The sequence below is a fragment of the Nocardia sp. CA-151230 genome (genome assembly GCF_050942175.1).
Taxonomy (GTDB): Bacteria; Actinomycetota; Actinomycetes; order Mycobacteriales; family Mycobacteriaceae; genus Nocardia.
In genome coordinates this window covers 6,318,737-6,342,951 of record NZ_CP192061.1, presented here as the reverse complement: position 1 = coordinate 6,342,951, position 24,215 = coordinate 6,318,737, and the positions used below count along the sequence as shown (strand labels likewise).

Genomic DNA, 24,215 nt, shown 5'->3' with positions numbered 1-24,215 from the left:
GCCGCGATCGGCCGTCAGACCTGCGCCGCGATGATCCGCAGCACTCCGCTCAGCCACGGGGTGTAGCGCGACGGTTCGGCCGCCACGTTCTCGGCGAGGGTGTCCGGCCGGATCCACGCGATATCGGCGACCTCATCCGGATTCGGATGCGGTGCGCTGTCTTCCAGCCGTCCGATCAGGACGTGGTCGTATTCGAACTCGACGCGACCGGTCTTCGGATCGGTGGCCTGGTAGGTGAAGGTGCCGGCCTCGGACACCTCGGCGGTGATGCCGAGTTCCTCGTGCAGCCGCTTGGCGGCCGCCTCCACCACCGCCTGCCCCGGCTCCGGATGCCCGCAGCAGGTGTTGGTCCACAGCAGCGGGAAGCGCGTCTTCACACCTGCCCGCTGCTGCAGCAGCACCCGCCCGGCGGCATCGAACAGCAGCACCGAGAAGGCCCGATGCAGCTGCCCGGGCGCGGTGTGGGCCGCGGCCACCGACAGCGAACCCTGCGCCCGGCCCTGCTCGTCGACCAGTTCGACGAGCAGGGTCTCACGGTCCACCACCGGGGTGGTGTCGGATGCGTCGAGGGTGCCGGTCACCTAACCACCTTATCGGCGGTGATCATCAGGTACTGGAAGCTGCCCTCCTTGTACGAGGTCAGGAAGGGTTTCTCGACGCCGGTCGCGAGTTCGGACCGGGTGCGCAGCTCCCAGTACGGGATGGTCGCGGGGGTGAGGTCGGTGACCGCGATGGGGACCAGGCCATTGGCTGCCAGCGCCTGGAAGTAGCGGCTGCGCGGATGGATATTGCAGCCGTAGTGGGCGTCGATCCAGCTCACCGAGGCCGAGCGGGCGCCGAACACGTCATTGGAGCAGCCGGTGATGCAGACGTAGCGGCCGCCCGGCTCGAGCAGCCGGGAGAACTCCGCGAACAGTTCGAAAAGGTCCACGTACATGGTGGTTTCATTGGTCCAGATGCCGCGCCGGGAGCCGGCCTCGAATCCGGTGTCGAGCATGTTCTTGAAGTGGAAGCGCACCTTGTCCGAGACGCCGCGCTCCCGGGCCTGCTCATTGGCGAAACCCACCTGATATTCGGAGATGGTGACGCCGTCCACTTCGCAGCCGAAGCGCTGGTTGGCCATGAAGCTGGTACCGCCGCGGCCGGATCCGCCGTCCATCAGCCGGTCGCCGGGGCGGACGTCGCCGAGCTGGCCGAGCAGGACGTCGGCCTGCGCGGTCTCCAGCCGGTGCAGTTCCTTGACGATCCGTTCCTGCCGGGTCTCCTCGGGGCCTTCCAGGACCGACAGGTCCGGCTCGCCGATGCCGTAGTGATGGTGATAGAGCCCGTCCACCTCGCCGAGCTTGGTGTTGACGCGATCGTCATTGGGATTGTTGTTCCAGTAGGACGCGACCGACTTCTGGTACTCGGTCTTCAGCACGGCATCCGGCCGGGGGTGGAGCGCGGTCATGGCAGGTCATCCTCTCGACTGGGTGATATGACTCTGGAAGTACTGCGCGCATCGAAGGGTGATGTGACTCACGGGGTTTCGTTGTAGCGGCGGCTGTCCGCGTGCCAGGCCCGGTTGCCGCCCATCCAGGCCCACAGGCCGGTCAGGAAGCGGCGCAGCTCCGGGGAGCCGGCGGCGGCGAGGGCGCCCGCCTCGGCCTCGAAGCGGTGCACCAGTTCGTCGTGGACCTCCGCGGTGCGCTGGACGGCCTGGCGGCGGGAGCACTGCTCCTCGGCGGCGAGGACGGTGGGGAGATTGAATTCCCGTCCGCCGGAGAGGTCTTCGCGTGCCATCGAGTAGAGGTCGTTGACCATCTGGCTGGCCAGCGCGGCGGTGGTGACCACCCGGCGCACCCGCGGATCGGTGTACTCCCCGGACGGCACCTCGTAGCCGCCGACCGCATCGATCGGGGCCATGCAGGGCAGGAAGCTGTGCGGTTGCCGGTTCAGCAGGTATTCCCAGACCGGCGGCATGCGGCCCGCCGCGCGCCACCCCGCCTCGGCGCCCAGCGCGATGAACCAGCCCGCGATCTCGGTGCGCAGCCGCGCCACCTGGGTCGGGGTGGCGAATCGCGACAGGTGCTCGAAGGAGGTCCGGAATGCCCGCAGAATCGGATCGCTCTGCATGGCCTCCTCCACCTTGACCTGGTATCGCGGTGGCAGATGCACGGGATCCATGGCGGCGGCAGCCAATTCGAGCCGCGGTCCGAGCTCGGCCTCCGCGCTGGACCTGCTGCCGTCCGGCGCAATATCGCTGGCATCCTCCTCGCAGTAGTAGTCGTCCACCGACCACTCCGACACCGCGCACTTGGCCGCCGCCAGCAATCGATCCGCATCATCGCAATCCGGATGCGCCAGCATGATCAGCCGCCCGAAGTCGGCCTTCCGCAGATCATCCAGCCGCCCCTCGTACAGCCCGATCTCCTCGGCCCAGGCGATGATCCCGAAATTCACCGCCTCCGCCAGCGCCGGATCGTCCCGTACCGGCGGCGGGCAGTAGAGCGCCGGAATGGCCGCCCCCTGCGCCCGTCGCACCGATCCGGTCCCGATGCCACTCGGACCATGCGAAACCCGCTCGGCCCCAGCGGAACTGGCGGCCTCCGAAGCTCCGACCGCCATGGTGGTACCGGGCTCGACCGCCGTGGAGCCCGGAATCCCGCGAGCCAGCTCGGTGATCGACCCGAGGTCCCACGCAGGATCGAGGGTCTGCCCGGGATCCGCGCCGGGAGCACCGGGCCGAGCAGCCGCCGAAGTCGGAACTGCCCGAACGGCATCCGCGATCTGCCCGGCGGACCGTTTGGACGCCGGCACGATCGCCGCCGCATCGGCGGGACCGACACCGTCCGGAGCGGTGGCTATCGAGATGGGTACAGCCGGAGCCACCGTATCGGCCCGGACCACGGTGTCCGCCCGTGCCGCAGGCGACGTCGGCGCGACCGATGCGGAGCCACCGGGCACCCCGCCTCGGCGAAATGCCGAGTTCGTACCGATTCCGGTGGGGCCGCTCGCAACCCGCCGCGCCGTCGGGCCGGGCGAGCTCTGTTCCGCGGCATGGGTTTCGGCCGGTGGGGACGGGCGGCGGCCGGAGCCCAGGGTGCGGGGGATGGGGCGAAGGGGTTGGGCGAGTGGGGAGGTCGGGGGTCTCGGCGTCGGCATCGCGCCGCCGGCAGGCGACGGCGGACGCGATGCCTGCCCCGCGAGCTCCGTGATCACCTGGGGGTTGGGTAGGTTCACACGGAGGCTCGGGGCCCCGAGGCCGGAGGGGCCGAGCAACCGTCGGGGGGAATGCGCCTCGGCGGCGTCGGAGGCGCCGAGGCGGGGATTATCACCGAGGGCGGCAATGGCTTCGGTTGCCGCGAGCAGGGTTTGGGGTGCGGTGGTGTCGAGGTTGGTCAGCAGGGCGGCGACGGCCGCCGCCACCTCATGGGCGGCAGGCGGGGCCGCGGCGCGTGAGAGCACCGACATGACAGGACACCTCGCTCAGTCGGACTGACGGGCGACCAGCACATTGTCGAGAATGCCGAGCGCGTCGGGGACCAGGACGGCGGCCGAGTAGTAGCAGCTGACCAGGTAGGAGATGATCGACTGATCGTCGATGCCCTTGAACCGGACGTTCAGGCTGGGCTCGTACTCGTCCGGAATTCCGGTCTGGTGCAAGCCGATCACGCCCTGGTCCTTCTCGCCGGTGCGCATGGCGAGAATCGACGTGGTCTGGGTGCCGCTGACCGGGATCTTGCCGCACGGGAAGATCGGCACCCCGCGCCAGGCGGGCACGCGGTGGCCGTCCACCTCCACCGGGTCGGGATAGATTCCGCGCTTGGAACATTCGCGCCCGAACGCGGCAATCGCCTTGGGGTGCGCCAGGAACAGCTTGGTGCTGCGGCGCATGGAGAGCAGTTCGTCCATATCGTCCGGTGTGGGCGCGCCGGATTCGGTGTAGATGCGCTGTTTGAGGTCACAGTTGTTGAGCAGGCCGAAGTCCGGATTGTTGACCAGGTCGTACTCGCGGCGCTCGTAGAGGGCCTCGATGGTCAGGCGCAGCTGCTGTTCGATCTGATCCATCGGGTCGTTGAACAGGTCGGCGACGCGGGTGTGCACGCGCAGCACCGACTGGGCCAGGCTGAGTTCGTACTCACGGGGCTGGTCGTCGTAGTCGACGTAGGTGCCCTCGAGCATCGGCTCCCCGGAGTGGCCGGAGGAGATCACGATCTCGGCCTCGCCGTACTTGTTCTGCGGCAGCGCCGGGGCGTCTGCCACGGCGGAAAGGTGTTCCGCCAGTGCCGGAATGTTCTCGGTCAGCTGTTCCACCGCGGAGCGGGCGAGCACCAGCAGGGTGGTGGGCGTGACCGTCTTGATGGTGACCGGCCAGATGGCGTCCGGATCGGTGAGGGTCTGATCGCCGAAGTAGTCGCCGCCACCCAGCATGCCCAGCTTGGTGGTCTCGCCGTACTCGCCGGTGCCGATCTTGGAGAGCTTGCCGTGCACGATCAGCAGCACCTGGTCCATGGGGTTGCCGAACTCGGCGACCACGGTGCCGGCGGGCAGATCCCGCTGCTCGAAGCGGCCGGCCACGGCGGCCAGGATCTCCTCGTCGGCGAAGCCGCGCAGCTGCGGCAGCTCCTGCAGTTCGAGCGGGATGACCCGGGCGTGCGGGCCGTTGATGACGTACTCCACCTCGCCGTTGCCGACGGTGTGCGTGAGGCGCCGGTTGACGCGGTAGATACCGCCCTTCACCTGGCTCCACGGCAGCGAGCGGGTCAGCCAGCGGGAGCTGATGCCCTGCATCTGCGGTTCGGATTTGGTGGTGTGTGCCAGCTGGTGGGCGGCAGCGGTACTGAGGGACTTGCGCTGGCCGTTTTCGGTCTGAAGGGGCATTTCGATGGTCATGCTGCGGTCCTCACCTCGAAGGGCCACCGCGATGGAAGGCGGTGGAGTCCACGGCGAAACAGCAGACCCGAACGGGGCCTGCGTGAATTAGACAAGTGAGTGAATTGACAAGCGCGACAGTGCGATTCCAGCGATTTCGATGGTAGGGCTCCTGATCATGCGACATGCCGAAATGCCAAAACATGATGCCTGGAATGTTGCTGTATCCCGTAAACCCCGAACGGCCGGTTTGCTTTGGTGCGGGCCCGGATCGCTCCGCCACGCGTAGCCCGCATGGTGCTGGTCACAGCGCCAGCGCAGTAGGGTGGACGTATGGCAAGCTCATCGCGACGCGTCGGGGCGGGTGACGCTGGTCAAGGCCAGGAAATGTCTGGGAGAGAAGCCGTGAAATTCAATACGAGGTCCGTGGTGGGTCCGATCGAGCGACTCGTCGCGACCGCACAGAACGGGCTCGAGGTGATCCGGTTCGGGGGACTGGTTCACGACATCGAATCGTCTCCGTACGAGGTGGTGGAGCGGAAGCGGATGTATCGCCTGCGCCATTACTTCCCGGACGACACCGGGGCGGAGCGTCCGGTGGTGGTGCTGGTGCCGCCCATCATGGTGACCGCCGAGATCTGGGATGTGAATGCCGCCGACGGGGCGGTCGGCATTCTGCACCAGGGTGGAATCGATTGCTGGGTGGTCGATTTCGGCTCACCGGCCACCGAGGAGGGCGGCTGGGACCGCGATCTGGCCGACCATGTGCTGGCGGTCTCGAGCGCCATCGACACCGTCACCGAAATCACCGGCCGCGCCGTGCATCTCATGGGGTACTCGCAGGGCGGCATGTTCGCCTACCAGACCGCGGCCTACCGCTACGGCAAGGGCGTCGAGTCCATCGTGACCTTCGGCAGCCCGGTCGACGCCGTCGCGGGCATGCCCTTCGGACTGCCGCACGGGCTGGTCTCCGACGCCACCGACTTCCTCACCGACCACGTGCTGAACCGGCTGCCCATCACCGATTCCATGGTGCGCCTGGGCTTCCAGGCCCTCGATCCGGTCAAGACCGCCCGCGCCCGCATCGACTTCCTGCGCCAGCTGCACAACCGCGAGGCGCTGCTGCCCAAGGAGCGTCAGCGCCGCTTCCTCGAGGTCGACGGCTGGCTCGGCTACCCCGGTCCCGCACTCACCGACCTGCTCCAGCAGTTCGTCAAACACAATCGAATGATGCTGGGCGGCTTCGTGATCCGCGATCAGCTCATCTCGCTGGCGGAGATCAAGTGCCCGATCCTGGCCTTCGTCGGCGAGGTCGACGACATCGGCCAGCCTGCCGCCGTGCGCGGCATCGTGCACGCCGCGCCCAATGCCGACGTGTACGAGACCAGCATTGTGGCCGGGCATTTCGGACTGGTGTCGGGTTCCACCGCCACCAAGCAGACCTGGCCCGTGGTGCGCGACTGGGTCAACTACCTCAGCGGCCGCGGCGAACTGCCCCAGCAGGTCGAGCGCATGAGCACCGAGGTGGTCCGCAACGGCCCGCGCACCGGGCTCACCCGGGTCGTGCACGCCCTCGGCACCCTGGCCGAGGCCGGAACCAGCGTCGGTAAGACCATCGAGGGCGTGGCCGGGCAGACGCTGCGCGGCACGGTCGAACTCACCAGCGAGGCCGCCCGCGCGCTGCCCCGGCTGACCCGGCTGGGCATGATCCAGCCGCACACCCGAATCTCGCTGGGCCGCTTGGTCGCCGAGCAGGCGCGGCGCGCGCCGCAGCGCGAGCTGTTCGTGTTCGACGACCGCGTGCACACCCAGGAGGCGGTCAACGAGCGCATCGACAATGTGGTGCGTGGGCTCATCTCCGTCGGCGTGCGGCCTGCCACCCGGGTCGGCGTGGTCATGGAGACCCGGCCGAGCGCGCTGGCCGCCATCGCCGCGCTGTCGCGGCTCGGTGCCGTCGCGGTGCTGCTGGCGCCGGGGAGCGAACTCTCCAAGGTCGCGGACCTGACCGGGACCAGGCTGCTCATCGCCGATCCGGAGAACCTCGCCAGCGCGGCCGCCACCGGTCACCGGGTGCTGGTGCTCGGCGGCGGCAATGCCCGTCGCCTCGGCATTCCGCCGGGCGCCGATGTGGTCGACCTGGAGCAGATCGACCCGGCGCAGGTGGAGCTGCCCGCCTGGTACCGGCCGGATCCGGGCCTGGCGCGCGAGCTGGCCTTCATCCTGGTCACCGGCACCGGCGACAAGTTCGACGTCAAGCAGGTCACCAATCACCGCTGGGCGCTGTCGGCCTTCGGCACCGCGTCGGCGGCGAACCTGAGCCGTCACGACACCGTGTACTGCCTTGCGCCGCTGCACCATTCGTCCGGATTACTGGTGAGCCTCGGTGGCGCGGTGGCCGGCGGCAGCCGCATCGCGCTGGCCCGTTCGCTGGAACCGGCGCGATTCGCCGAGGAGGTGCACCGCTACGGCGTCACCGTGGTCACCTACACCTGGACCATGCTGCGCGACATTCTCGACGCGGACACCTTCGCCGACGGGCATGCGCACCCGATCCGCCTGTTCATCGGTTCCGGCATGCCCAAGGGCCTGTGGCGGCGCACCGAGGAGCGCTTCGCGCCCGCCAAGGTGCTGGAGTTCTACGCCTCCATCGAGGGAGATGTGGTGCTGGCCAACGTCTCCGGCGCCAAGATCGGCTCCAAGGGCCGTCCGGTGCCGGGCACCGCCAAGGTCGAACTCATCGCCTACGACCCGCTGACCGACGAAATCCTGGTCGAGGAAAGCGGTTTCGCGCGGCGCTGCGCCGACAACGAGGTGGGGCTGCTCATCGGCACCGTCTCCGACCTCGTCGACCTCTCCGCGGGCGGACTCCGCGGCGTCTTCGCCCCCGGCGACGCCTGGATGCCCACCGAGAACCTCTTCCGCCGCGACAGCGACGGCGACTACTGGCTCATGGACCGCCGCGACACCGTCATTCCGACGCCGCGCGGCCCGGTCTACACCCAGCCGATCGTCGACGTGCTGAACGACATCACCGCCGTCGACATGGAGGTGGCCTTCGGTCTCCCCGCCGGCGACCGCATCCTCGCGATCGCCGCGGTGAGCGTCCGCGCGGGCTTCGGCCTGGCTCCCAAGGACGTGACCGAGGCGGTCCGGGCCCTGGCTCCCGATCAGCGTCCCGACATCGTCTACGTCGTGGACGACATCCCCCGCAGCTCCACCTACCGTCCCTCGACGCGGGCGGTGCAGGCTGCGGGTCGCGCCGAACCCGACGACCGCACCTGGTGGTACAACCGCACCACCGAGGCCTACGAGGTCCTCACCCCCGATCTCGCCGCGCGCCTGTTCGGCTGATCGTCTCGAACGCGCCCCCGCCACCGTGTCGTACCGAAGAAGACACGGCAGGGCCGGGGCGCGTTCGCATTTCGCCTGCGATCCCTCGAATTGACCGAATGGTAATTTTCGAGCATGCGATCGGATGTCGGAGGTGGGAGCGGAGCCGTGAAGCGGGTCGGCACGGCGGGGACCAAGGGGGTGCCGCGAGCCGAGCGGGAGGCGCAGATCCTCGATGTGGCGGCCGCGGAGATCGCGCGGGTCGGGTATGCGGGGCTGTCGCCGGCCGTGGTGGCGGCGGGGGCCGGGGTGTCGAAACCGTTGGTGTACGGGTATTTCGGATCCAAGGACGGGTTGTACGTGGCCTGCGTGGAGCGGGCCGCGGGCGTGCTCGGGGATGCGATCGACGAGGCCATCTCGGGGACCGCCTCGCTGGAGATGGCCGAGCGCACGCTGGCCGCGATCTTCACCGCGCTGGAGCCGCGGCCCTCCGACTGGAAGGTCGTGCACGACCAGTCCTATCCGGCCGAGGGGCCCGCGGCGGAGGCGGTGCGGGCCGCGCGCGCCCGGATCGACGCGCAGACCGATCAGGGCGTGGGGGCGTTCGCGGCGGGGCACGGGCTGACCGACTCGAAGGACCTGTCCGCGCTCATCGCCGTGTGGACCGGGCTGGTCGCCGCGCTCGTCGACTGGTGGCTGAGTCATCCGGACGAGACGGCCGAGGCCATGATCGCGCGCAGCGCCCGCCTGTTCGCCGCGATCATCTGATTCGCTGATTCCGCCATCGGCGGCCGGTTGCAGGCGGACCCTTGCCACTTAATTGACCAATTGGTAACTTACGAATTGGTCAATTCGAGGAGGTGCGATGTTCTCGCAGGTCTGGCACCAGATCAACACACCGCTGCTGTACGCGGTCCCGGTTTTCCTACTGTGTATCGCCGTCGAGATGGTGTCGCTGCGCGACAGCGATCGCGACCAGGCGACCGGCTACCTGGCCCGCGACACTCGCGCCAGCCTGAGTATGGGCCTGGGCTCGATCGTGTCGTCGTTCGTGTTCAAGACGTTCAGCCTCGTGGTGTTCGTCCTGCTGTGGACCTACGTCGCGCCGTGGCGCCTCCCGACCGGCACCTGGTGGAGCTGGGTGCTGCTGATGGTGGTCCTGGATCTGCTCTTCTACCTCAACCACCGCTTCTCCCACCGCGTCCGCATCGGCTGGGCCGCCCACCAGGCTCACCACTCCAGCGAGTACTTCAACTTCGGAACCGCGTTGCGGCAGAAGTGGAATCCGTGGTCCGAGGCCATCTTCTGGGCGCCGCTGCCGCTGCTCGGCTTCGCCCCCTGGACGATCTACATCGCCTTCACCCTCAACCTGATCTACCAGTTCTTCACCCACACCGAGACCATCGGAAAACTCTGGGGCCCCATCGAATTCGTCTTCAACACCCCGTCGCACCACCGCGTCCACCACGGCAGCGACCCGGAATACCTCGACAAGAACTACGCCGGCATCCTCATCATCTGGGACCGCATGTTCGGCACCTTCCAGCCCGAAATCCACCGCCCCACCTACGGTCTTACCAAACCCGTGGGCACCTACAACCTCCTGAAGCTGCAGTATCACGAGTACGGCAACATCATCCGGGACGTCCGCACCGTCGACGGCTACCGCAACAAACTCGGCTACATCTTCGCCCCGCCCGGCTGGCAGCCCCCGGAGCTACGCGACCAGCCCGCCTGAACTCGCACGCACGGAAGCCCGGTCGTGGACCGGGCTTCCGGCAAGTGGTCGTGCTCCGGTTCAGTTCTCCGCCAGCACCTTCTGCGGCTCGGTAGCCGTGGTGGTGCGGGCCGCGACCGCCTTGCGGACCGGGATCATGAGCGCGATCACCGCGGACGCCAGGCAGGCTGCGCTGCCGATCAGGAACACCGTGCGGAAGCCGTTCTCGGTCGGAATGGCATGGCCGCCAACCGAGATGGTCAGCTGTGCCAGCACCGCGCCCACGACCGCCGAGGAGACGGAGGTTCCGATCGAACGCATCAGGGTGTTGAAGCTGTTGGCGGCGGCCGTCTCCGACAACGGCACCCCACTCATGATCAGCGCCGGCATCGCGCCGTACGCGAGCGCCACACCCGTGCTGCAGATGACGTTCACCAGCTCCAGACCCCAGGTGGAGCCCATCGTCAGCTGCGCCACCCCGTAACCGGCCGCCATGGTCAACGCGCCGGTGAACAGGGTGATCTTCGGGCCGCGCGCGGCGGACAGGCGGGCGCCGACCGGTGAGATGACCATCATCATGATGCCGCCGGGGGCCATCCACAGACCCATCATGATCATCGACTGGCCCAGGCCGTAACCGAGCGACGTCGGCAGCTGCAACAGCTGCGGCATGCTCAACTGCAGTGCGTACATGCCGACACCGATCGCGATACTCGCGAGGTTGGTGACCAGCACCTGCGGACGCGCGGTGGTGCGCAGGTCGACCAGCGGCTCGGGCGACCGCAGCTCCCACCAACCCCAGGCGAGCAGGACGACGACCGCCGCGGCGAACAAGCCCAGCGTGGTACCGCTGGTCCAGCCCCAGGTCGCGCCCTTCGACACCGGCAGCAGGAACGACACCAGACCGACGCCGAGCAGCACCGCACCTGGAACGTCGAAACGGCCCGACGGTCCTTCCGAGCTGCCCTCGGGCACCAGGGTCACGATCAACGTGGTGGCGATGCCCACCAGAACCGCTGCGACCCAGAACATCACACGCCAGCTGCTGTACTGGGTGACGGCCGAGGCGATCGGCAGGCCCAGTGCGCCGCCGATGCCCAGGGACGAGCTGATCAGCGCGATCGCCGAGCCGAGCCGTTCGGCGGGCATCACATCGCGCAGCAGGGCGATGGCGAGCGGAATGATGCCGACGCCGAGTCCCTGCAGGCCGCGGCCGACGATCATCGGCACCAGCGAATCGGACACCGCGCACACGATCGACCCGACGATGAGCGGGATGGTGGAGGCGATCATCATGCGCCGCTTGCCGTACATGTCGCCGAGCCGGCCCGCGACGGGCGTGGCGACGGCCGCGACGAGCAGCGTGATGGTGACCACCCAGCTGGTGTTCGAGGCCGACGTATTCAAGATGCGGGGTAGCTCACCCAGCAGCGGCACCACCAGCGTCTGCATGAGCGATGCGATGACACCGGCGTAGGCGAGCACCGCGAGGGTGCGGCCCGCGCCCGTGCGCGCCGGCGTCGAGCCGGACGCCGTAGCGGAATCGGGTTGGGTCATGGGATCTCCTCACAATGCGGAATCATGTGTACTGTACACATAAAGTGCAAGATGCACATGCAGTGGCGGATGCACAACGCTAGGGTGTGGGTGGACAGGGGTTGAACCCGCAGGTCAATGCGGATCGCGGAAGGACGGGACGTGCCCAAGCCCACCGAATTGCTGGAATTTCAGACCATGCTGATGGGCCGTTTCAGCCTCATCGCCCGCAAGGCGACCGACACCAGCCTCGATCGCAGCGCCTACCTGTTGTTGAGCCTGCTCGAAGCCGACGGCCCGATGTCCATCGGCCGGCTCAGCGAAATCCTCGGCCTCGACGTCTCCACCCTGAACCGGCAGACCGCGGCGCTGCTCCGCGCCGGCCTCGCCGACCGCATCCCCGACCCCGACGGCGGCATCGCTCGCAAGTTCCGCCTCACCCCGGAAGGCGCGTCCCGCCTGAACGGCGAACGCGCACAGAGCATCCGCCATCTCGACGAGATCGTGGCCGACTGGACCGACGAGGAGGTCACCGCCCTCGCCGACTCCCTCTCGCGCCTGAACGCCGACATCGACCGCTACCGAAACCGTATTTCCACCCGCCCCTGACGCGGCCCCCTTGCGTGGCAACGGCATCCGCGATGCCGCCGGGCCCGCGGCTACTAGACGGTGAAGCTGGTGACACCGTCGACGACGCGGGTCAGCTGCTCCTCCGTCAGGCCCGGCCACAGGGGGAGCCGCACCAGGGTGGCCGAGAACTCGGCGCTGCGCACGCACGGGAACGGGGTGCGGCCGAGCTTGAGGCCGGCGGGGGAGGAGTCCAGCGGGACGTAGTGGAAGGGAGCCACGATGCCGCGCTGGGACAGGTGCGCGATGAGGTCGTCGCGGCGGTGTTCGGTGGGGACGCGCAGGTAGTACAGGTGCGCGGTGTGCTCGCGGTCCGACGGCACCGTCATCAGGCGAACGTCGTTGCGGGCGGCCCAGTCCGGGAGGGCGGTGGCGTAGGTGTCCCACACCCGGTGGCGGTTGCGCTGGATGGCGTCGAACTCGGCGAGCTGGGCGTCGAGGACGGCGGCGTTCAATTCGCTTGGCAGGTAGGAGGATCCGATGTCCTGCCAGGAGTACTTGTCCACCGCGCCGCGCAGGAAGCGGGCCCGGTCGGTGCCCTTCTCGCGAATGATTTCCGCACGCGCCATGAGGATTTCGTCGGTGAGCAGCACCGCGCCGCCCTCACCGCAGTGCACGTTCTTGGTGTCGTGGAAGGACAGCGCGCCCACGGTGCCGATGGTGCCCAGCGGGCGGCCCCGGTAGTAGCCGCCCAGGCCGTGCGCATTGTCCTCGATGATGGCGAAGCCGTGCGCGTCGGCCAGCCGCTGCAGGCCCTCCATGTCGGCGGCCACGCCGCCGTAGTGGATGACCATGACGGCCTTGGTGCGCGGGGTGACCGCCGCGGCCACCGACTCCGGATCCAGATTGCCGGTGGCGGCGTCGATATCGGCGAACACCACGGTCGCTCCACGCAACGCCATGGCTGTCGCGCTGGAGGTGAACGCGAAACTCGGGACGATCACCTCGTCCTCGGGCCCGAGTTCCAGCAGCAGCCCGGCCATTTCGAGCGCGTGCGTGCACGAGGTGGTGAGCAGCGCGTGCGGCGCGCCGGTGATGTCACGCAGTTTCGTGGTGGCCGTCGCGGTGAAGGGACCGTCGCCGTGGCTGTGGTCCGAGGACAGCACGGCCTCCACATTCGGCAGCTCGCGCGCGGCGCGGAACGGGCGGCTGAAGATGATGCGGTCACTGCTCACGCGCGGAGCTCCCCCTCGATGTCTTCGTCGATCCGATTCGTCGTGCCGTTGCGGTGATTTCCACCGTCGTGGCGGGTTTCGCCGCGCAACTGCTGCGGCCGCGGCGTCGGCGAATCCACCGTCAGATACAGCGGCTTGCCGACCAGCACATGCAGTGCCACACCGAGGTATTCGGCGATCAGACCCAGCGAGAACAGCACCGCGCCCGAGCACAGCAGCAGCACCGTCATGAGCGAGGCCCAGCCTTCAGGGTCGGTGCCGCTGTCGGTCAACCTGTGGTAAACCACCCACCCGGCCATGGCCAGCCCGCCCAGCGCCAGCGTCACACCCAGCATGCTCACCAGCCGCAGGCCGCGAGTTCCGCTGCACAGCACCATCTTCCAGAACAGCGAGAACAGCCGCCGGTAGTTGTAGCCGGACTCCTCACGGCCCTCGGCGCGCAACTGCACCGGCACCTGCGCCGCCTCGCCCACCACCCAGGTGAGCGCCACATCCAGGTACACGCCATTCGAGGCGACCTGCGCCAGCTGCCGCGCGATATCGCCGCGGATCAGCCGGTAGCTCTCGAAGCGGGTGGAGTCCGGGAACGCGAACACCGTCGCCAGCACGATCTTCGCGCCGCGCGAGGTGACATTGCGCAGGAAACCGTGCGGGCGGGTGTTGACCGGCTTGGAGTAGACCAGATCGGCGCGCTGCTCGAGCGCCGCGTCCAGGAAGTCGGCGATGAAGGCCGGATCGTGCTGGCCGTCCTCGTCCATGGTGACGGTCCAGTCGCCCTGTGCGGCGGCCATGCCTGCGATGGTGGCGGCATCCTGGCCGTAGTTGCGGCTCAACCACACAACCCGCACCTGCGGGTAGGTTTCGGCGAGCTCCTGCAGCACCACGTCGGAGCGGTCGGGCCCGTGATCGTGCACCAGCACGATCTCCTCGACCCGGAAGGTGGCGCCCTGCGGCGTGGTGACCGGCTCCCCGAGCTTGTCCAGCTCACTGACCAGTGCGGCGATCGTCTCCTCGCCGCGGTACACGGGCACCACGACGGAGACCGCGTGCACCCGCGCCGGGCGCTCGCTGCCGGAGGTCACGCTGGGGTCGCTCGCGTAGGTGCGGGCAGACGGAATCGGCATCAGCTGAATGTACTTTCGATGACGGTGTTCGCCGGAACTCCACACCGGAAACCGGAGCCCGAGCCGCGCTGAACTCTAACACGCTGCTCGGCGCGGCATTCGGTGCGAAGTATTGACACCCGGCCCATCATTCCCCATGTCCATCCCGGCAACGGCGCCCATACCTCCCAACGGCTTGGCGTAAGTGCCATCGACATCGCCGCCCTGTAGGGTCTGGAACTCGTGGTGGAAAGCTCAGTTTCCAAGGTGGTCGGGGCCGCCGAATCCGGGCAGGACGAAAAGGCGGCTCGGCGTGAGGTGTACCGCTGGGGCATCGTCACTTCGATCGGGGTGATCCTCGGGTATCTGGCCGTCATCCTGGCCAACTCCCGCCACTTCTTCACCGACGACACCGAAAGCCAGTACACGGGCCTGTGGGTGTTCTTCGGGCGCGCCTTCCGTGACGGCCATTTCCCGCTGCTGATTCCGGACCAGTGGATGACGGGCAACTACGCCAATGAGGAAGCGGGACTGTTCAACCCGCCGCAGCTGCTGATCGATCTGATCGCGCCCTCGGTGCCCAATCTGGCCGTGTACGCGACCATCGTGAAGCTGGTCTTCGCGATCATCACCGGGCTCGGCGTGTACCGGGTGTGCCTGGTGTACGGCGCGCGCCCGCAGTGGGCCGCGGTGGCCGGGGTGGCCATGCCGTTCACCGGTTTCTTCCTGTTCTTCGACTCGGCCAGCTGGTTCACCGCCATGGCCGGCACCGCCTGGATGATCCACGCCTGGGCGTCCTCGGAGCGCTACCTGCGCGGCCAGGGCGGTCCGATCCCGGTCTTCGTGTACCTGTACCTGGCGATCTCGGTGCAGTACGTGTTCCCCGCGGTCGAGGCCGTGCTCATGCTGATCGCGGTGGTTGTCGGCTACCTGGTGTGCCGGGGGCCGCGGACCTGGCCGCAGTGGCGCGACGCGTTCGGCCCGCTGCTGCGCCTGGCCGCTGCGGCGGCCTGCGCGGGCGCGGCGGGCCTGCTGACCTTCCTGCCCTCGATGCTGTCGGCGCAGGTCAGCTGGCGCGGCAATTCGCAGATCAATAACGACCAGTTCCTGACCGTGCCGTGGTCCGAATCGCTGAACGCCAGCCTGCCGACCACCATGCCGGCGTTCACCTCGTGGTGGGGCTACGTCCAGCCGCTGCCCATGACCTACATCGCCTGGTTCCTGATCCCGGCGCTGGCGTTCGTGGATTGGAAAGCGGCGCAGAAACACTGGAAGCAGTTCGTCGCGATCGCCCTGTTCGCACTGATGGCGCTCATGTGGACCGCCGGGCCCGGTACCGTCGGCCCGCTGCGCTGGCCCGCCCGCGTGCTGCCCATGCTGGCGCTGGGTCTGCTCGTGCTGGTGTGCGTGCTGCTGGGCCGCTTCGCCACGCTGCGGGACCGCAACACGCGGATCATCTCGGCGCTGGTGCTGGTCCTGGCGCTGTGGGTGCGCACCTTCTCCGCCGACCCGCACGAGGCGCTGTGGCACCTGGGCTCGGCCGCCGTGGTGATCGCCCTCGGGTTCGGCGCGGTGTGGCTGGGCCGCACCCGCGGCGCCACCGGAGCCACCGCGCTGGTCATCGCCGCCATGGTGCCGATCGCCTGGTTCCAGGTGTGGTGGGTGCAGCCCACGCCCATGTCGTGGAACCTGCCCGCCGACCGCAACGAAGCCATGGCCGCCTTCCCGAAGTTCCATGCGGGCACCACCCTTCAGCTCTCCGACCGCGGCCTGCTGCAGCCCGCCGACAAGAACCTGCAGGGCGCGTACGGGTCGCTGGTGTGGGGCAACTACGCCAAGGACCTGCAGCAGGACTACGTCAACGGCTATACGCCCAACGGGCACTTCTACTTCGGCGAAATGCTCTGCATGCGCTGGGACTCCAGCGTCTGCCCCGACGCCTACCGCCGGCTGTTCGGCGCCGAGCCGACCACCGGGCGCACCCTCGCCGACCTGATGCTGATCGACCGGGTCGTATTGCAGAAGGCCATGTTCCCCGACGCCGGTGACCAACCCGCCCCGAAGGGCTGGCACTTCGTCGACGTGCCCGGGCACGAGAAGTACATCTGGGTGCTCGAGCATGACAACGGCCCGATCTCCACGGTCAACGGCCGCGTCGGCGACGCCCACGATGTCACCGCCACCTCGCTCGAGGAGACCGACACCACCAGCCGCGTGCAGGTCTCCTCGGAGACCGGCGGCCGCGTCACCTTCGCGCGCCTGGGCTGGCCCGGCTACCGCGTCACCCTCAACGGCAAGACGGTCCCGTTCCACACCGTCGCGAAGGTCTTCGTGGCCGTGGACATTCCGGCCGGCACCGACAAGGCCGTGCTGGAGGTGAGCTGGCGGCCGCCGGGCTGGAAGATCGGAATCGGCAGTGCCGCCGCAGGACTCGTCGGCCTCGGGTTGCTCCAGTGGTTGTACGTTCGCTCGCGTCGGCGGGGACAGGACATGCCCGACGCCGAACAGCTCGACGACGATCCGGACCGCGAACTGGTGGGCACCGCCAAGTGACCGAGACGCCCTCGCTCACCGGCGCCGAGCCCGCTCCGGCCGGGCCGCTGCTGCGGCTGGTGCGCCGGCAGGAGATCGCCTTCGCCCTCGTCGGCGGCTTCAACACGCTGATGGGCATGGTGCTCACCATCGTGTGGCTGACCGTCCTCGGCGGCGTGGTGTCCGAGGACGCGGCCGCCGCCCTGTCGGTGGCGCTGGCCTACGCGGTCAGCATGGTGGTGGCCTTCGTTCTGCACCGCACCCTGGTGTTCCGGGTGCGCGGCCATCTGCTGCGCGATTTCGTGGCCTTCGTGGGTGTGAACGCGGTCGGCATGGTGCTGAACATGGTGCTGCTGCAGCTGGCCGTCTCCCTGCTGCACGCCCCCGCCAAACCGGCCGCCGTGGTCGTCATGGGCCTGGTCGCGGTGGCCAGCTACTTCGGTCATCGCCACATCAGCTTCCGCCGCCCCGCCGATTCCACTCCCGCCCGCGCCGACCGGTAGGTTGTCGGACATGTCGGAGGAAACCCTGGACGCCACCCTGCTGAGCCTGCTCGCCTGCCCCCAGGACAAGGGCCCCCTGCAGCTGGTCCACACCGCCACCGGTGACACCGTGCTCTACAACCCCCGCCTGCGCCGCGCCTACCCGGTCGACAACGGCATCCCGGTTCTCCTCGTCGACGAGGCCCGCGACGTCTCCGACGACGAACATTCCCTCTTCCTCACCCAATCCTGATCCCCCCACCACCCCCTCCATGAACGCCCGCGTGCCCCACCGTCGGCCGACTAGCGCGTCAGGCGAGTATGGGGACCGGATCGGCGGCGACCCTGCTGGTCGATATCGGCTGCGGGGCAGCCCCAAGGTTGGGTCGCTCGGCCCCCGGGATCGGGTACCGCAGCCGCAGGGATGGCAGGGCAGCAGCAGTGGTGGGTAGCCGCGCCGCAACAGGGGAAACCGCCACAGCAAAAGGGGCGCCTCGCGCGCAGAGGCCTGCCGGCCAGTAGAAGCGGATTCGGTTCTGCCGGTGGATGTCTCGGGCGCGGTCAGCCCTGCTGGGGGAGATCGCCGGTGAAATAGCGCTGCAGGGTGGGGCCGATGGTGGTGGCGAGATCTTCGACGGCCATGGAGGCGATGGGTTCGAGGCGGAGGATCTTGCGGGTTACCAGGAGACCCGCCAACTGTGACGCGGCGAGGGCGGCGCGTTGGGCGCCCGTGCCGGGGGGTGAATCGACCAGGGGGCGAATCTCTTTCAGCACCACCTCCAGCAGGAAGGTGCGGGCCAGGGTGGGGTCGTCGCTGGCGAGGAGGCTGCGGAAGGCGGCTACGGCGGGCATGCCCACGGGAGAGTCCCAGATACCGACGACGGTGCGGATGATGTGGGCGCCCAGGTTTTCCACGGGGACGGCCGCGAAGCCGGAGAGGATGGTCTGGGGGTCGACGGGGAGTTGCAGGGCGGCGGCGAACAATTGGTGCTTGGTGCCGAAGTAGTGGTGTACCAGTGCGGGATCCACTCCGGCCGCGCTGGCGATGGAGCGGATGGAGGCGCGGTCGAAGCCGACTTCGGCGAAGCGCACCCGGGCGGCGTCCAGAATCGCCTCCCGGGTGCCGGAATTGCCCGGACGCCGTCCGCTACGGGTCCCGCTGCCTCCGCTCACGCCGCATGTCTCCCGGTCATGCGGTGCGCCGCCGTAGGGTGGCCGCGCCCAATCCCAGTGCGACGGCGGCGAAGGCGGCCACGATCAGCACATCCCGCCACATCTGCCCGGTGGCCCCGGTGTGCGTGGACACCTGCTGCAGCGCGTCGACGGCGTAGCTGAGCGGCAGCACATTGCTGATCGCCTCCAGCCAGCTCGGCAGCTGTCCCCGCGGCACCAGCAGGCCGCACAGGAAGAATTGCGGCAGCACGATCACGGGCATGAACTGTACGGCCTGAAACTCGGTGCGCGCGAACGCGCTTGCCAGCAGGCCCAGCGCGACCCCGAGCACCGCGTCGACCACCGCGATCAGCACTACGAGCCCCGGGCTGCCCGCCGCGTTCAACCCGAGCAGCCAGAACGCCACCAGGCAGGCCACTGCCGCCTGTACCGCGGCCGCGATGGAGAACGCGGTCCCGTACCCGGCCAGCAGGTCGAATTTGGACAGCGGCGTGGTCATCAATCGTTCGAGCGTGCCCGAAACCCGTTCGCGCTGCATGGCGATGGCGGTGATGAGGAACATGACCACGAACGGCAGGATGCCGAGCATGGTGATGCCGACCCGGTCGAACAGCCGAGGCGCGCCCGGCATGGTCGGATAGTTCTTGTACACGAAATACAGCAGCGTCATGAGCAGCGCGGGCACCAGCACGATCATGGCGACCGTGCGCTTGTCGGCGCGCAACTGGCGCAGGATGCGCACCGTGGTGGCGGTGTAGCAGCCCAGCGGCCGTGGGCCCGCGGGGCGTGAAAGTGTCGCGGTCACAGCTCTTCTCCCATCCGGATCAGCTTGAGGAAGGCGTTCTCCAGGCTGGATTCGCCGGTGTCGGATCGCAATTCGGCCGGCGTGAGCTGCGCCAGCAGCCGGCCTTCGCGCATGAGCAGCAGCCGGTCGCAGTGCTCGGCCTCATCCATGACATGGCTCGAAACCAGCAGTGTCCGGCCCTGTTTCGCGAGTGCCTGGAACTGCTCCCACAGGTCGGCGCGCAGTACCGGGTCCAGGCCGACGGTCGGCTCGTCGAGCACCAGCAGCTCCGGATCGGCCACCAGTGCGCAGGCCAGGGACACGCGGGTGCGCTGCCCGCCGGACAGCTCGTTGCCGTGATGCCCCGCATGGCTGCTCAAACCCACGGCGGCCAGCGCCGTTTCGACGTCGGCGGACGAAGCCCCGTACAGCGCACCGAAATACGCGACATTGTTGGCGACGGTGAGGTCGTCGTAGATGCTCGGGTCCTGGGTCACGTACCCGACCCGCCGCCGCAGCCCGCGCGATCCGGCCTCTTCGCCGAGTACGGACACCGACCCGGATTCGATGATCTGTGTCCCGACGATGCTGCGCATGAGCGTCGTCTTCCCACACCCCGACGGCCCCAGCAGCCCGGTGATGCTGCCCCGGGGAACGGTCAGGGAGATGTTCTGCAGAACCTGTTGCCCGCCGCGCCGCACTTCCAGGTGCTCGATGGCGATGGCGTCGGTTGTCGTCGCTGGTGCCGTCACGGGTCACCCTCAATTCATCGAGTGTTGAATTCACTACGTGATGAATTGTGCGCTCATCCGGGGCTCGGGGCAAGACCCCGCTGCGTGTCGCTTTCCGGCGTGGCGATCTGGTCATCTCTGACCGATTCCGCTGACCAAATCGTGACGAATCACGCGAGGTCGGTCAGTCCTGGCGCATTCCGGCGGCGGTCCGTCCAGAATCGCCGCATGCGTGTACTTCTGACCGGCGCAGCCGGATTCATCGGCTCGCACATTCACCGCGCGGCACTGGCCGCCGGACACGAGGTCGTCGCGGCCGACTTCATGCTCGCCGCCGCCCACGGATCCGCCGCCGTGCCCCCGCCCGGCATCGCCCGGGTGGACGTGCGCGACCCGGACGCCCTCGGCGATCTCCTGCACGGCATCGACGTCGTCTGTCATCAGGCCGCCGTGGTCGGCGCCGGCGTCAGCGCCCAGGACGCCCCCGCCTACGCCAGCCACAACGACCTCGGCACCGCCGTGCTGCTCGCGGCCATGCACCGCGCCCACTGCCGCCACCTGGTGCTGGCCTCCTCGATGGTGGTCTACGGTGAGGGCCGCTACGTCGATTCCGCGGGCGCGCCCGCCGAGCCGGCCCCGCGCACCCGCACCGATCTCGACAACGGCCGATTCGACTACCGCGGCCCCGACGGCCGCCCCCTCACCTGGACGCCCATCGACGAGGACGCCCCCCTGCGTCCGCGCAGCCTCTACGCCGCCTCCAAGGTGGCTCAGGAGCACTACGCCATCGCCTGGGCCGCTGCCACCGGCGGGACCGTCACCGCACTGCGGTACCACAATGTATATGGACCCGATATGCCCAGGGACACACCGTATTCCGGGGTTGCCGCCATCTTCCGCTCCGCACTCGAGGCGGGAGAGTCCCCGCGCGTGTTCGAAGACGGCACGCAGGCCCGCGATTTCGTTCACGTCAGCGATATCGCGGAAGCCAACGTCGCCGCCCTCGAACACCCGCTCGGCGCGTTCACCCCGCTCAATATCGCCTCGGGCACGCCGATCACCATCGGCGAGGTGGCCGCCATCCTGGCCCGCGTCTGCGGCGGCAAACAGCCCGTGGTGACCGGCGACTACCGCGCCGGCGACGTCCGCCACATCGTGGCGAGTCCCGAACGCGCCCGCCGCTCACTGGGTTTCGTCGCTGCCGTCACCCCGAGTCTGGGGCTCGCCGAATTCGCGAACGCGCCGTTGCGCTCCGCCGCCGGGAACGGGTCCCCTACCTGGAGGTGAATTCGGCTGTGGCTACTACCAATTCGTCAGGATCAGGTGGTTGACGAGCAGCGCCCCCGCCGCCTGCGCGGCGAGCCAGAAGCGCGTGCTGTGGCGGGGAAGCAGCGCGGTCGCCGACAGTGCCCACACATCGAACGGCAGCCAGATGCGTTCGGTCTCGGCCTTGCTCAGCCCGCTGATGTCCGCGATGAGGATGGCGGTGATCCCGGCGGCGGCCAGTAGCGCCGCGGGATCGACGTGGGAGCGCCAGCGCGAGAGCCAGTTCCGCCACGGCTGCACCGGCAGGATCTCCAGCTCGACCAGCACCCGGCTGCCCGCGGCAGCGGTGGCCGGCCCCACCGCGCACACCGTCGCCGCGAGATTGCCCCAGACCCAGTACGAATAGGGCCGCTCGCTGGCAATGCCCTGGTAGTAGCGCTGCACCACGAGGTGATAGCCGGTGAGCCACCAGAACCCCGCCGCCGCGAAGACTCCCACCACCGCCAGCGCACCCACGAGCGCCGGCAGCGCGGGCCGCAGCGACCGGGCCAGCAGCACCGCCGCGGCCGGAATCACCATGAGCGCCAGGCCGTAATTCAGGAAGAGGGTGAATCCGAACAGCACTCCGGACGCCAGCGCGAGCAGGACCCAGCCCCGCTCCAGCCGGGTCGCCAACGCCAGCAATGCCACCGCCCAGGCGCCCACCCCGGCGAAGAGCCCGTCCGCGGAGACCGCGATCCAGATGACCGCGGGCATGAGCGCGAGGAAAGGCGTTGCGGCCCGGGCCCGATGCTCGGACCCCAGCGCCCGGATGGCGAAGGGTACGGCCGCCGCGGCACTGGTCCCGACCAGCACGCACAGCAGTCCCGCCCAGGCTCCGCCGCCCAGTCCGATCCGGTCCAGCAGCACGAACACCAGCAATGCGCCCGGCGGATGTCCGGACACGTGGGTGGTCCACGAATCGGGCTGGAAATCCAGGATGCGCCCGGAGAATCCGCGCAGCATGGCCCCGATGTCGTGCACTCCGCCGACCTCGTGCAGGTACTCGTCGCGGGTGGTGAGCCGGTCGGCGAAGCCGCGCTGCCAGCCGTCCACCATGGCCAGCGTGAACGCCCACGCCGCCGCCGTCGCCCATGCCGCCGGCAGCAGTCGACTCCATGACAGCCGCTGCGCCAGATCCGGGCCGAAGCGCACCACGGCCGCGGCGAGAGCGACGGCCGGCACCGTGCCCCACCCGAGATGCGGCAGCCAGCCGCCGAAGATCGGTGCGGCCCCGGCGTACAACTTGTCGCTCCAGGGTTTGCCTATGATTCGCGGAACCGCGAAAGCGGTGAGGACGAGCAGGAGAGCCGCGAGCGCGCAGTAGCCGTCGACACGGGTGGAGACGTAGCGCGCGACCCGGGTCGCGGAAGCGTTCGCCATGCCGGAAACCCTAGGCTCCGAAACCTGTCGGAACTGTCCGGATCGCCATTTATCCTGCTCTTGTCATACTTTCGTCATGCGTGTCCCGGGGTCGGAAGACCCCGGTTGGCCGTACGGTCGAGGCCATGACCGAGTTGGACTCCGTACCCGGGGTCACGGTGGTGATCCCCTGCCGGGACGAAGCGAAAGCGCTTCCCGGCGTACTATCAGCAATTCCGGTGGGCTACCGGGTGATCGTGGTGGACAATGGCTCGACCGACGGCACCGCCGAGGTCGCGCGTGCCGCCGGAGCGACCGTGGTGACCGAAGCGACCCCCGGCTACGGCAGCGCCGTGCACGCCGGCGTCGACGCTGCCCGCACCGAACTGGTCGCCGTCCTGGACGGCGACGGCTCCCTCGATCCCGGCGAACTTCCCCGGCTGGTGGCCGAATTCGGCCCCGGCGTCGACATGGTGGTCGGCCGCCGCCGCGCGGCGGTATCCGGCGCGCAACCCCTGCACGCGCGAATCGGCAACTGGGCCTTCGCCTTCCGGCTGCGCCGCCGCTACGGCCTGCCGGTGCACGATATCGCTGCCATGCGAGTGGCCCGCCGCGACCGTCTGCAGGCGCTCGGCCACCTGCACGCCCGCTCCGGCTATCCGCTGGCCCTGCTCACCGGTGCGGCCCGCGCGGGCTGGCTGGTGCTGGAGCGCGACATCACCTATCGGCCGCGGACTCACGGCGAGTCCAAGGTCTCCGGTTCCTGGCTCGGCACCGTGCGTGCCGCCCGAGACTTCTGGAGTGTGCGATGAACCCGACCGATGTCCCCGCCACCATGCTGGTGGTGGCCAAATCGCCCATCCCGGGATTCGCCAAAACCCGTCTCACACCGCCGTTCTCACCGGTGGACGCCGCCTACCTGGCGGCCTGCGCCCTGCTCGACACGCTGGACGCGGTGCGCGAGAGCGGCATCCGGCACAGCGTCGTCGCCTGGACCGGCGACCTCGACCGCGCAGAGCGTTCGGTCGAACTGGCCGCCGCCCTGCGCCAGGTGACCGTGGTGCCGCAGCGCGGCGACAGCTTCGGCGAACGCCTCGCCAACGCCCACGTCGATGCCGCCGAGTTCGGTGTCCCGGTGCTGCAGATCGGCATGGACACTCCGCAGGCCGATGCCGACCTGCTGAACCGCTCGGCCGCGCGCCTGGTGGCCACCGGCGACACCGTCCTCGGCCCCGCGGCGGACGGCGGCTGGTGGGCCCTCGGTCTCCCGGAGCCGCGTCCGGCGCACCTGCTCACCGACGTCCCCATGTCGACCCCCCGCACCGGTGAGCTGACCGCAACAGCCCTGCGCCACAGCGGATTCCGGGTGCACTCCCTCCCCACCCTCACCGACGTGGACACCTACGCAGACGCCGTCTCCGTAGCGGCCGTGTCCCGCGGCCGCTTCACGCGCGCCGTCGCCGACCTGGTGACCGCGAAAACCCCCGTCCCACTCTGAGATTCG

General features: G+C 69.0%; 21 protein-coding genes. 10 read left to right on the top strand and 11 right to left on the bottom strand.

From position 1 onward, the window contains the following. Positions 1-14: 14 nt before the first annotated feature. The 4 genes from idi to ACQP1O_RS29880 form a co-directional block, all read right to left on the bottom strand. Entirely contained in the window at positions 15-581 is a 567-nt protein-coding gene (idi, locus tag ACQP1O_RS29895) for an isopentenyl-diphosphate Delta-isomerase (protein ID WP_433561762.1), read from the bottom strand. Beyond that, positions 578-1,450 carry a geranyl diphosphate 2-C-methyltransferase gene (locus ACQP1O_RS29890; RefSeq protein ID WP_433561761.1) on the bottom strand — a complete coding sequence of 291 codons (873 nt, stop codon included), beginning with the start codon at positions 1,448-1,450 and terminating at the stop codon, positions 578-580. The genes idi and ACQP1O_RS29890 overlap by 4 nt, the downstream gene beginning before the upstream one ends. A gap of 68 nt (positions 1,451-1,518) precedes the next feature. Next, positions 1,519-3,453: a family 2 encapsulin nanocompartment cargo protein terpene cyclase gene (locus tag ACQP1O_RS29885; protein WP_433561760.1), complete on the bottom strand. Its 1,935-nt coding sequence runs from the start codon at positions 3,451-3,453 to the stop codon at positions 1,519-1,521. Positions 3,454-3,468: 15 nt separating this feature from the next. Further along, positions 3,469-4,875 (bottom strand): family 2B encapsulin nanocompartment shell protein, encoded by a 1,407-nt coding sequence (locus tag ACQP1O_RS29880; protein ID WP_433561759.1) that lies wholly within the window; start codon positions 4,873-4,875, stop codon positions 3,469-3,471. Positions 4,876-5,241: 366 nt separating this feature from the next. Here ACQP1O_RS29880 and ACQP1O_RS29875 point away from each other — a divergent pair, with 366 nt between their 5' ends. The 3 genes from ACQP1O_RS29875 to ACQP1O_RS29865 all read left to right on the top strand — a co-directional run bounded on the left by ACQP1O_RS29875 (position 5,242) and on the right by ACQP1O_RS29865 (position 9,922). After that, on the top strand, positions 5,242-8,205 hold the full coding sequence (locus ACQP1O_RS29875; RefSeq protein WP_433561758.1) for an AMP-binding protein: 2,964 nt from the start codon (positions 5,242-5,244) through the stop codon (positions 8,203-8,205). Positions 8,206-8,319: 114 nt separating this feature from the next. After that, positions 8,320-8,952 carry a TetR/AcrR family transcriptional regulator gene (locus ACQP1O_RS29870; RefSeq protein ID WP_433561757.1) on the top strand — a complete coding sequence of 211 codons (633 nt, stop codon included), beginning with the start codon at positions 8,320-8,322 and terminating at the stop codon, positions 8,950-8,952. Between the two features lie 97 nt (positions 8,953-9,049). Next, entirely contained in the window at positions 9,050-9,922 is an 873-nt protein-coding gene (locus tag ACQP1O_RS29865; protein ID WP_433561756.1) for a sterol desaturase family protein, read from the top strand. 60 nt (positions 9,923-9,982) lie between these two features. On the opposite strand, the gene ACQP1O_RS29860 is transcribed toward ACQP1O_RS29865, so the two are convergent. Next, a complete protein-coding gene (locus tag ACQP1O_RS29860; protein WP_433561755.1) occupies positions 9,983-11,458 on the bottom strand; it encodes an MFS transporter in 1,476 nt (491 codons plus the stop codon). A 141-nt stretch (positions 11,459-11,599) separates the two neighbouring features. On the opposite strand from ACQP1O_RS29860, the gene ACQP1O_RS29855 reads away from it, so the two are divergent. Then, on the top strand, positions 11,600-12,046 hold the full coding sequence (locus tag ACQP1O_RS29855) for a MarR family winged helix-turn-helix transcriptional regulator (protein WP_433561754.1): 447 nt from the start codon (positions 11,600-11,602) through the stop codon (positions 12,044-12,046). 53 nt (positions 12,047-12,099) lie between these two features. On the opposite strand, the gene rffA is transcribed toward ACQP1O_RS29855, so the two are convergent. Both rffA and ACQP1O_RS29845 read right to left on the bottom strand, forming a co-directional pair. Further along, positions 12,100-13,239 carry a dTDP-4-amino-4,6-dideoxygalactose transaminase gene (gene rffA, locus ACQP1O_RS29850; RefSeq protein WP_433561753.1) on the bottom strand — a complete coding sequence of 380 codons (1,140 nt, stop codon included), beginning with the start codon at positions 13,237-13,239 and terminating at the stop codon, positions 12,100-12,102. Further along, on the bottom strand, positions 13,236-14,291 hold the full coding sequence (locus ACQP1O_RS29845; protein ID WP_433567842.1) for a glycosyltransferase: 1,056 nt from the start codon (positions 14,289-14,291) through the stop codon (positions 13,236-13,238). Before ACQP1O_RS29845 ends, rffA begins: the two co-directional genes overlap by 4 nt. 369 nt (positions 14,292-14,660) lie before the next feature. Between ACQP1O_RS29845 and ACQP1O_RS29840 the strand changes: the two genes are divergently transcribed. The 3 genes from ACQP1O_RS29840 to ACQP1O_RS29830 are packed head-to-tail and all read left to right on the top strand — an operon-like array spanning position 14,661 to position 17,609. Continuing rightward, positions 14,661-16,895, top strand: coding sequence for a hypothetical protein (locus ACQP1O_RS29840; RefSeq protein WP_433567841.1), 2,235 nt, complete (start codon positions 14,661-14,663; stop codon positions 16,893-16,895). Further along, positions 16,892-17,377, top strand: coding sequence for a GtrA family protein (locus ACQP1O_RS29835; protein ID WP_433561752.1), 486 nt, complete (start codon positions 16,892-16,894; stop codon positions 17,375-17,377). The genes ACQP1O_RS29840 and ACQP1O_RS29835 overlap by 4 nt, the downstream gene beginning before the upstream one ends. A gap of 10 nt (positions 17,378-17,387) precedes the next feature. Beyond that, entirely contained in the window at positions 17,388-17,609 is a 222-nt protein-coding gene (locus ACQP1O_RS29830) for a Trm112 family protein (protein WP_433561751.1), read from the top strand. 308 nt (positions 17,610-17,917) lie between these two features. Here ACQP1O_RS29830 and ACQP1O_RS29825 read toward each other — a convergent pair whose 3' ends face one another. Genes ACQP1O_RS29825 through ACQP1O_RS29815 form a run of 3 tightly spaced genes read right to left on the bottom strand, consistent with a single transcriptional unit; the run spans position 17,918 to position 20,065 of the window. Further along, positions 17,918-18,529 (bottom strand): TetR family transcriptional regulator, encoded by a 612-nt coding sequence (locus ACQP1O_RS29825; RefSeq protein ID WP_433561750.1) that lies wholly within the window; start codon positions 18,527-18,529, stop codon positions 17,918-17,920. Positions 18,530-18,545: 16 nt separating this feature from the next. Continuing rightward, positions 18,546-19,334, bottom strand: coding sequence for an ABC transporter permease (locus ACQP1O_RS29820; RefSeq protein ID WP_433561749.1), 789 nt, complete (start codon positions 19,332-19,334; stop codon positions 18,546-18,548). Beyond that, a complete protein-coding gene (locus ACQP1O_RS29815) occupies positions 19,331-20,065 on the bottom strand; it encodes an ABC transporter ATP-binding protein (protein ID WP_433561748.1) in 735 nt (244 codons plus the stop codon). The genes ACQP1O_RS29820 and ACQP1O_RS29815 overlap by 4 nt, the downstream gene beginning before the upstream one ends. A gap of 207 nt (positions 20,066-20,272) precedes the next feature. Between ACQP1O_RS29815 and ACQP1O_RS29810 the strand changes: the two genes are divergently transcribed. After that, complete coding sequence (locus ACQP1O_RS29810) at positions 20,273-21,331, top strand: NAD-dependent epimerase/dehydratase family protein (protein ID WP_433561747.1); 1,059 nt, start codon at positions 20,273-20,275, stop codon at positions 21,329-21,331. A gap of 15 nt (positions 21,332-21,346) precedes the next feature. Here the strand turns inward: ACQP1O_RS29810 and ACQP1O_RS29805 are convergent, their stop codons facing one another. Beyond that, positions 21,347-22,732 carry a hypothetical protein gene (locus ACQP1O_RS29805; RefSeq protein ID WP_433561746.1) on the bottom strand — a complete coding sequence of 462 codons (1,386 nt, stop codon included), beginning with the start codon at positions 22,730-22,732 and terminating at the stop codon, positions 21,347-21,349. Between the two features lie 125 nt (positions 22,733-22,857). Here ACQP1O_RS29805 and ACQP1O_RS29800 point away from each other — a divergent pair, with 125 nt between their 5' ends. Then, positions 22,858-23,523, top strand: a complete 666-nt coding sequence (locus ACQP1O_RS29800; protein ID WP_433561745.1) for a glycosyltransferase family 2 protein — start codon at positions 22,858-22,860, stop codon at positions 23,521-23,523. Then, positions 23,520-24,209, top strand: coding sequence for a TIGR04282 family arsenosugar biosynthesis glycosyltransferase (locus tag ACQP1O_RS29795; protein ID WP_433561744.1), 690 nt, complete (start codon positions 23,520-23,522; stop codon positions 24,207-24,209). Before ACQP1O_RS29800 ends, ACQP1O_RS29795 begins: the two co-directional genes overlap by 4 nt. The last annotated feature ends 6 nt before the right edge of the window (positions 24,210-24,215 follow it).

Coding starts and splice junctions, on each gene's coding strand:
- ACQP1O_RS29890 (WP_433561761.1), bottom strand. CDS start 1,450: ATGACCGCGCTCCACCCCCGGCCGGATGCCGTGCTGAAGACCGAGTAC.
- ACQP1O_RS29885 (WP_433561760.1), bottom strand. CDS start 3,453: ATGTCGGTGCTCTCACGCGCCGCGGCCCCGCCTGCCGCCCATGAGGTG.
- ACQP1O_RS29880 (WP_433561759.1), bottom strand. CDS start 4,875: ATGACCATCGAAATGCCCCTTCAGACCGAAAACGGCCAGCGCAAGTCC.
- ACQP1O_RS29875 (WP_433561758.1), top strand. CDS start 5,242: ATGTCTGGGAGAGAAGCCGTGAAATTCAATACGAGGTCCGTGGTGGGT.
- ACQP1O_RS29870 (WP_433561757.1), top strand. CDS start 8,320: ATGCGATCGGATGTCGGAGGTGGGAGCGGAGCCGTGAAGCGGGTCGGC.
- ACQP1O_RS29865 (WP_433561756.1), top strand. CDS start 9,050: ATGTTCTCGCAGGTCTGGCACCAGATCAACACACCGCTGCTGTACGCG.
- ACQP1O_RS29860 (WP_433561755.1), bottom strand. CDS start 11,458: ATGACCCAACCCGATTCCGCTACGGCGTCCGGCTCGACGCCGGCGCGC.
- ACQP1O_RS29830 (WP_433561751.1), top strand. CDS start 17,388: ATGTCGGAGGAAACCCTGGACGCCACCCTGCTGAGCCTGCTCGCCTGC.
- ACQP1O_RS29810 (WP_433561747.1), top strand. CDS start 20,273: ATGCGTGTACTTCTGACCGGCGCAGCCGGATTCATCGGCTCGCACATT.
- ACQP1O_RS29805 (WP_433561746.1), bottom strand. CDS start 22,732: ATGGCGAACGCTTCCGCGACCCGGGTCGCGCGCTACGTCTCCACCCGT.
- ACQP1O_RS29800 (WP_433561745.1), top strand. CDS start 22,858: ATGACCGAGTTGGACTCCGTACCCGGGGTCACGGTGGTGATCCCCTGC.
- ACQP1O_RS29795 (WP_433561744.1), top strand. CDS start 23,520: ATGAACCCGACCGATGTCCCCGCCACCATGCTGGTGGTGGCCAAATCG.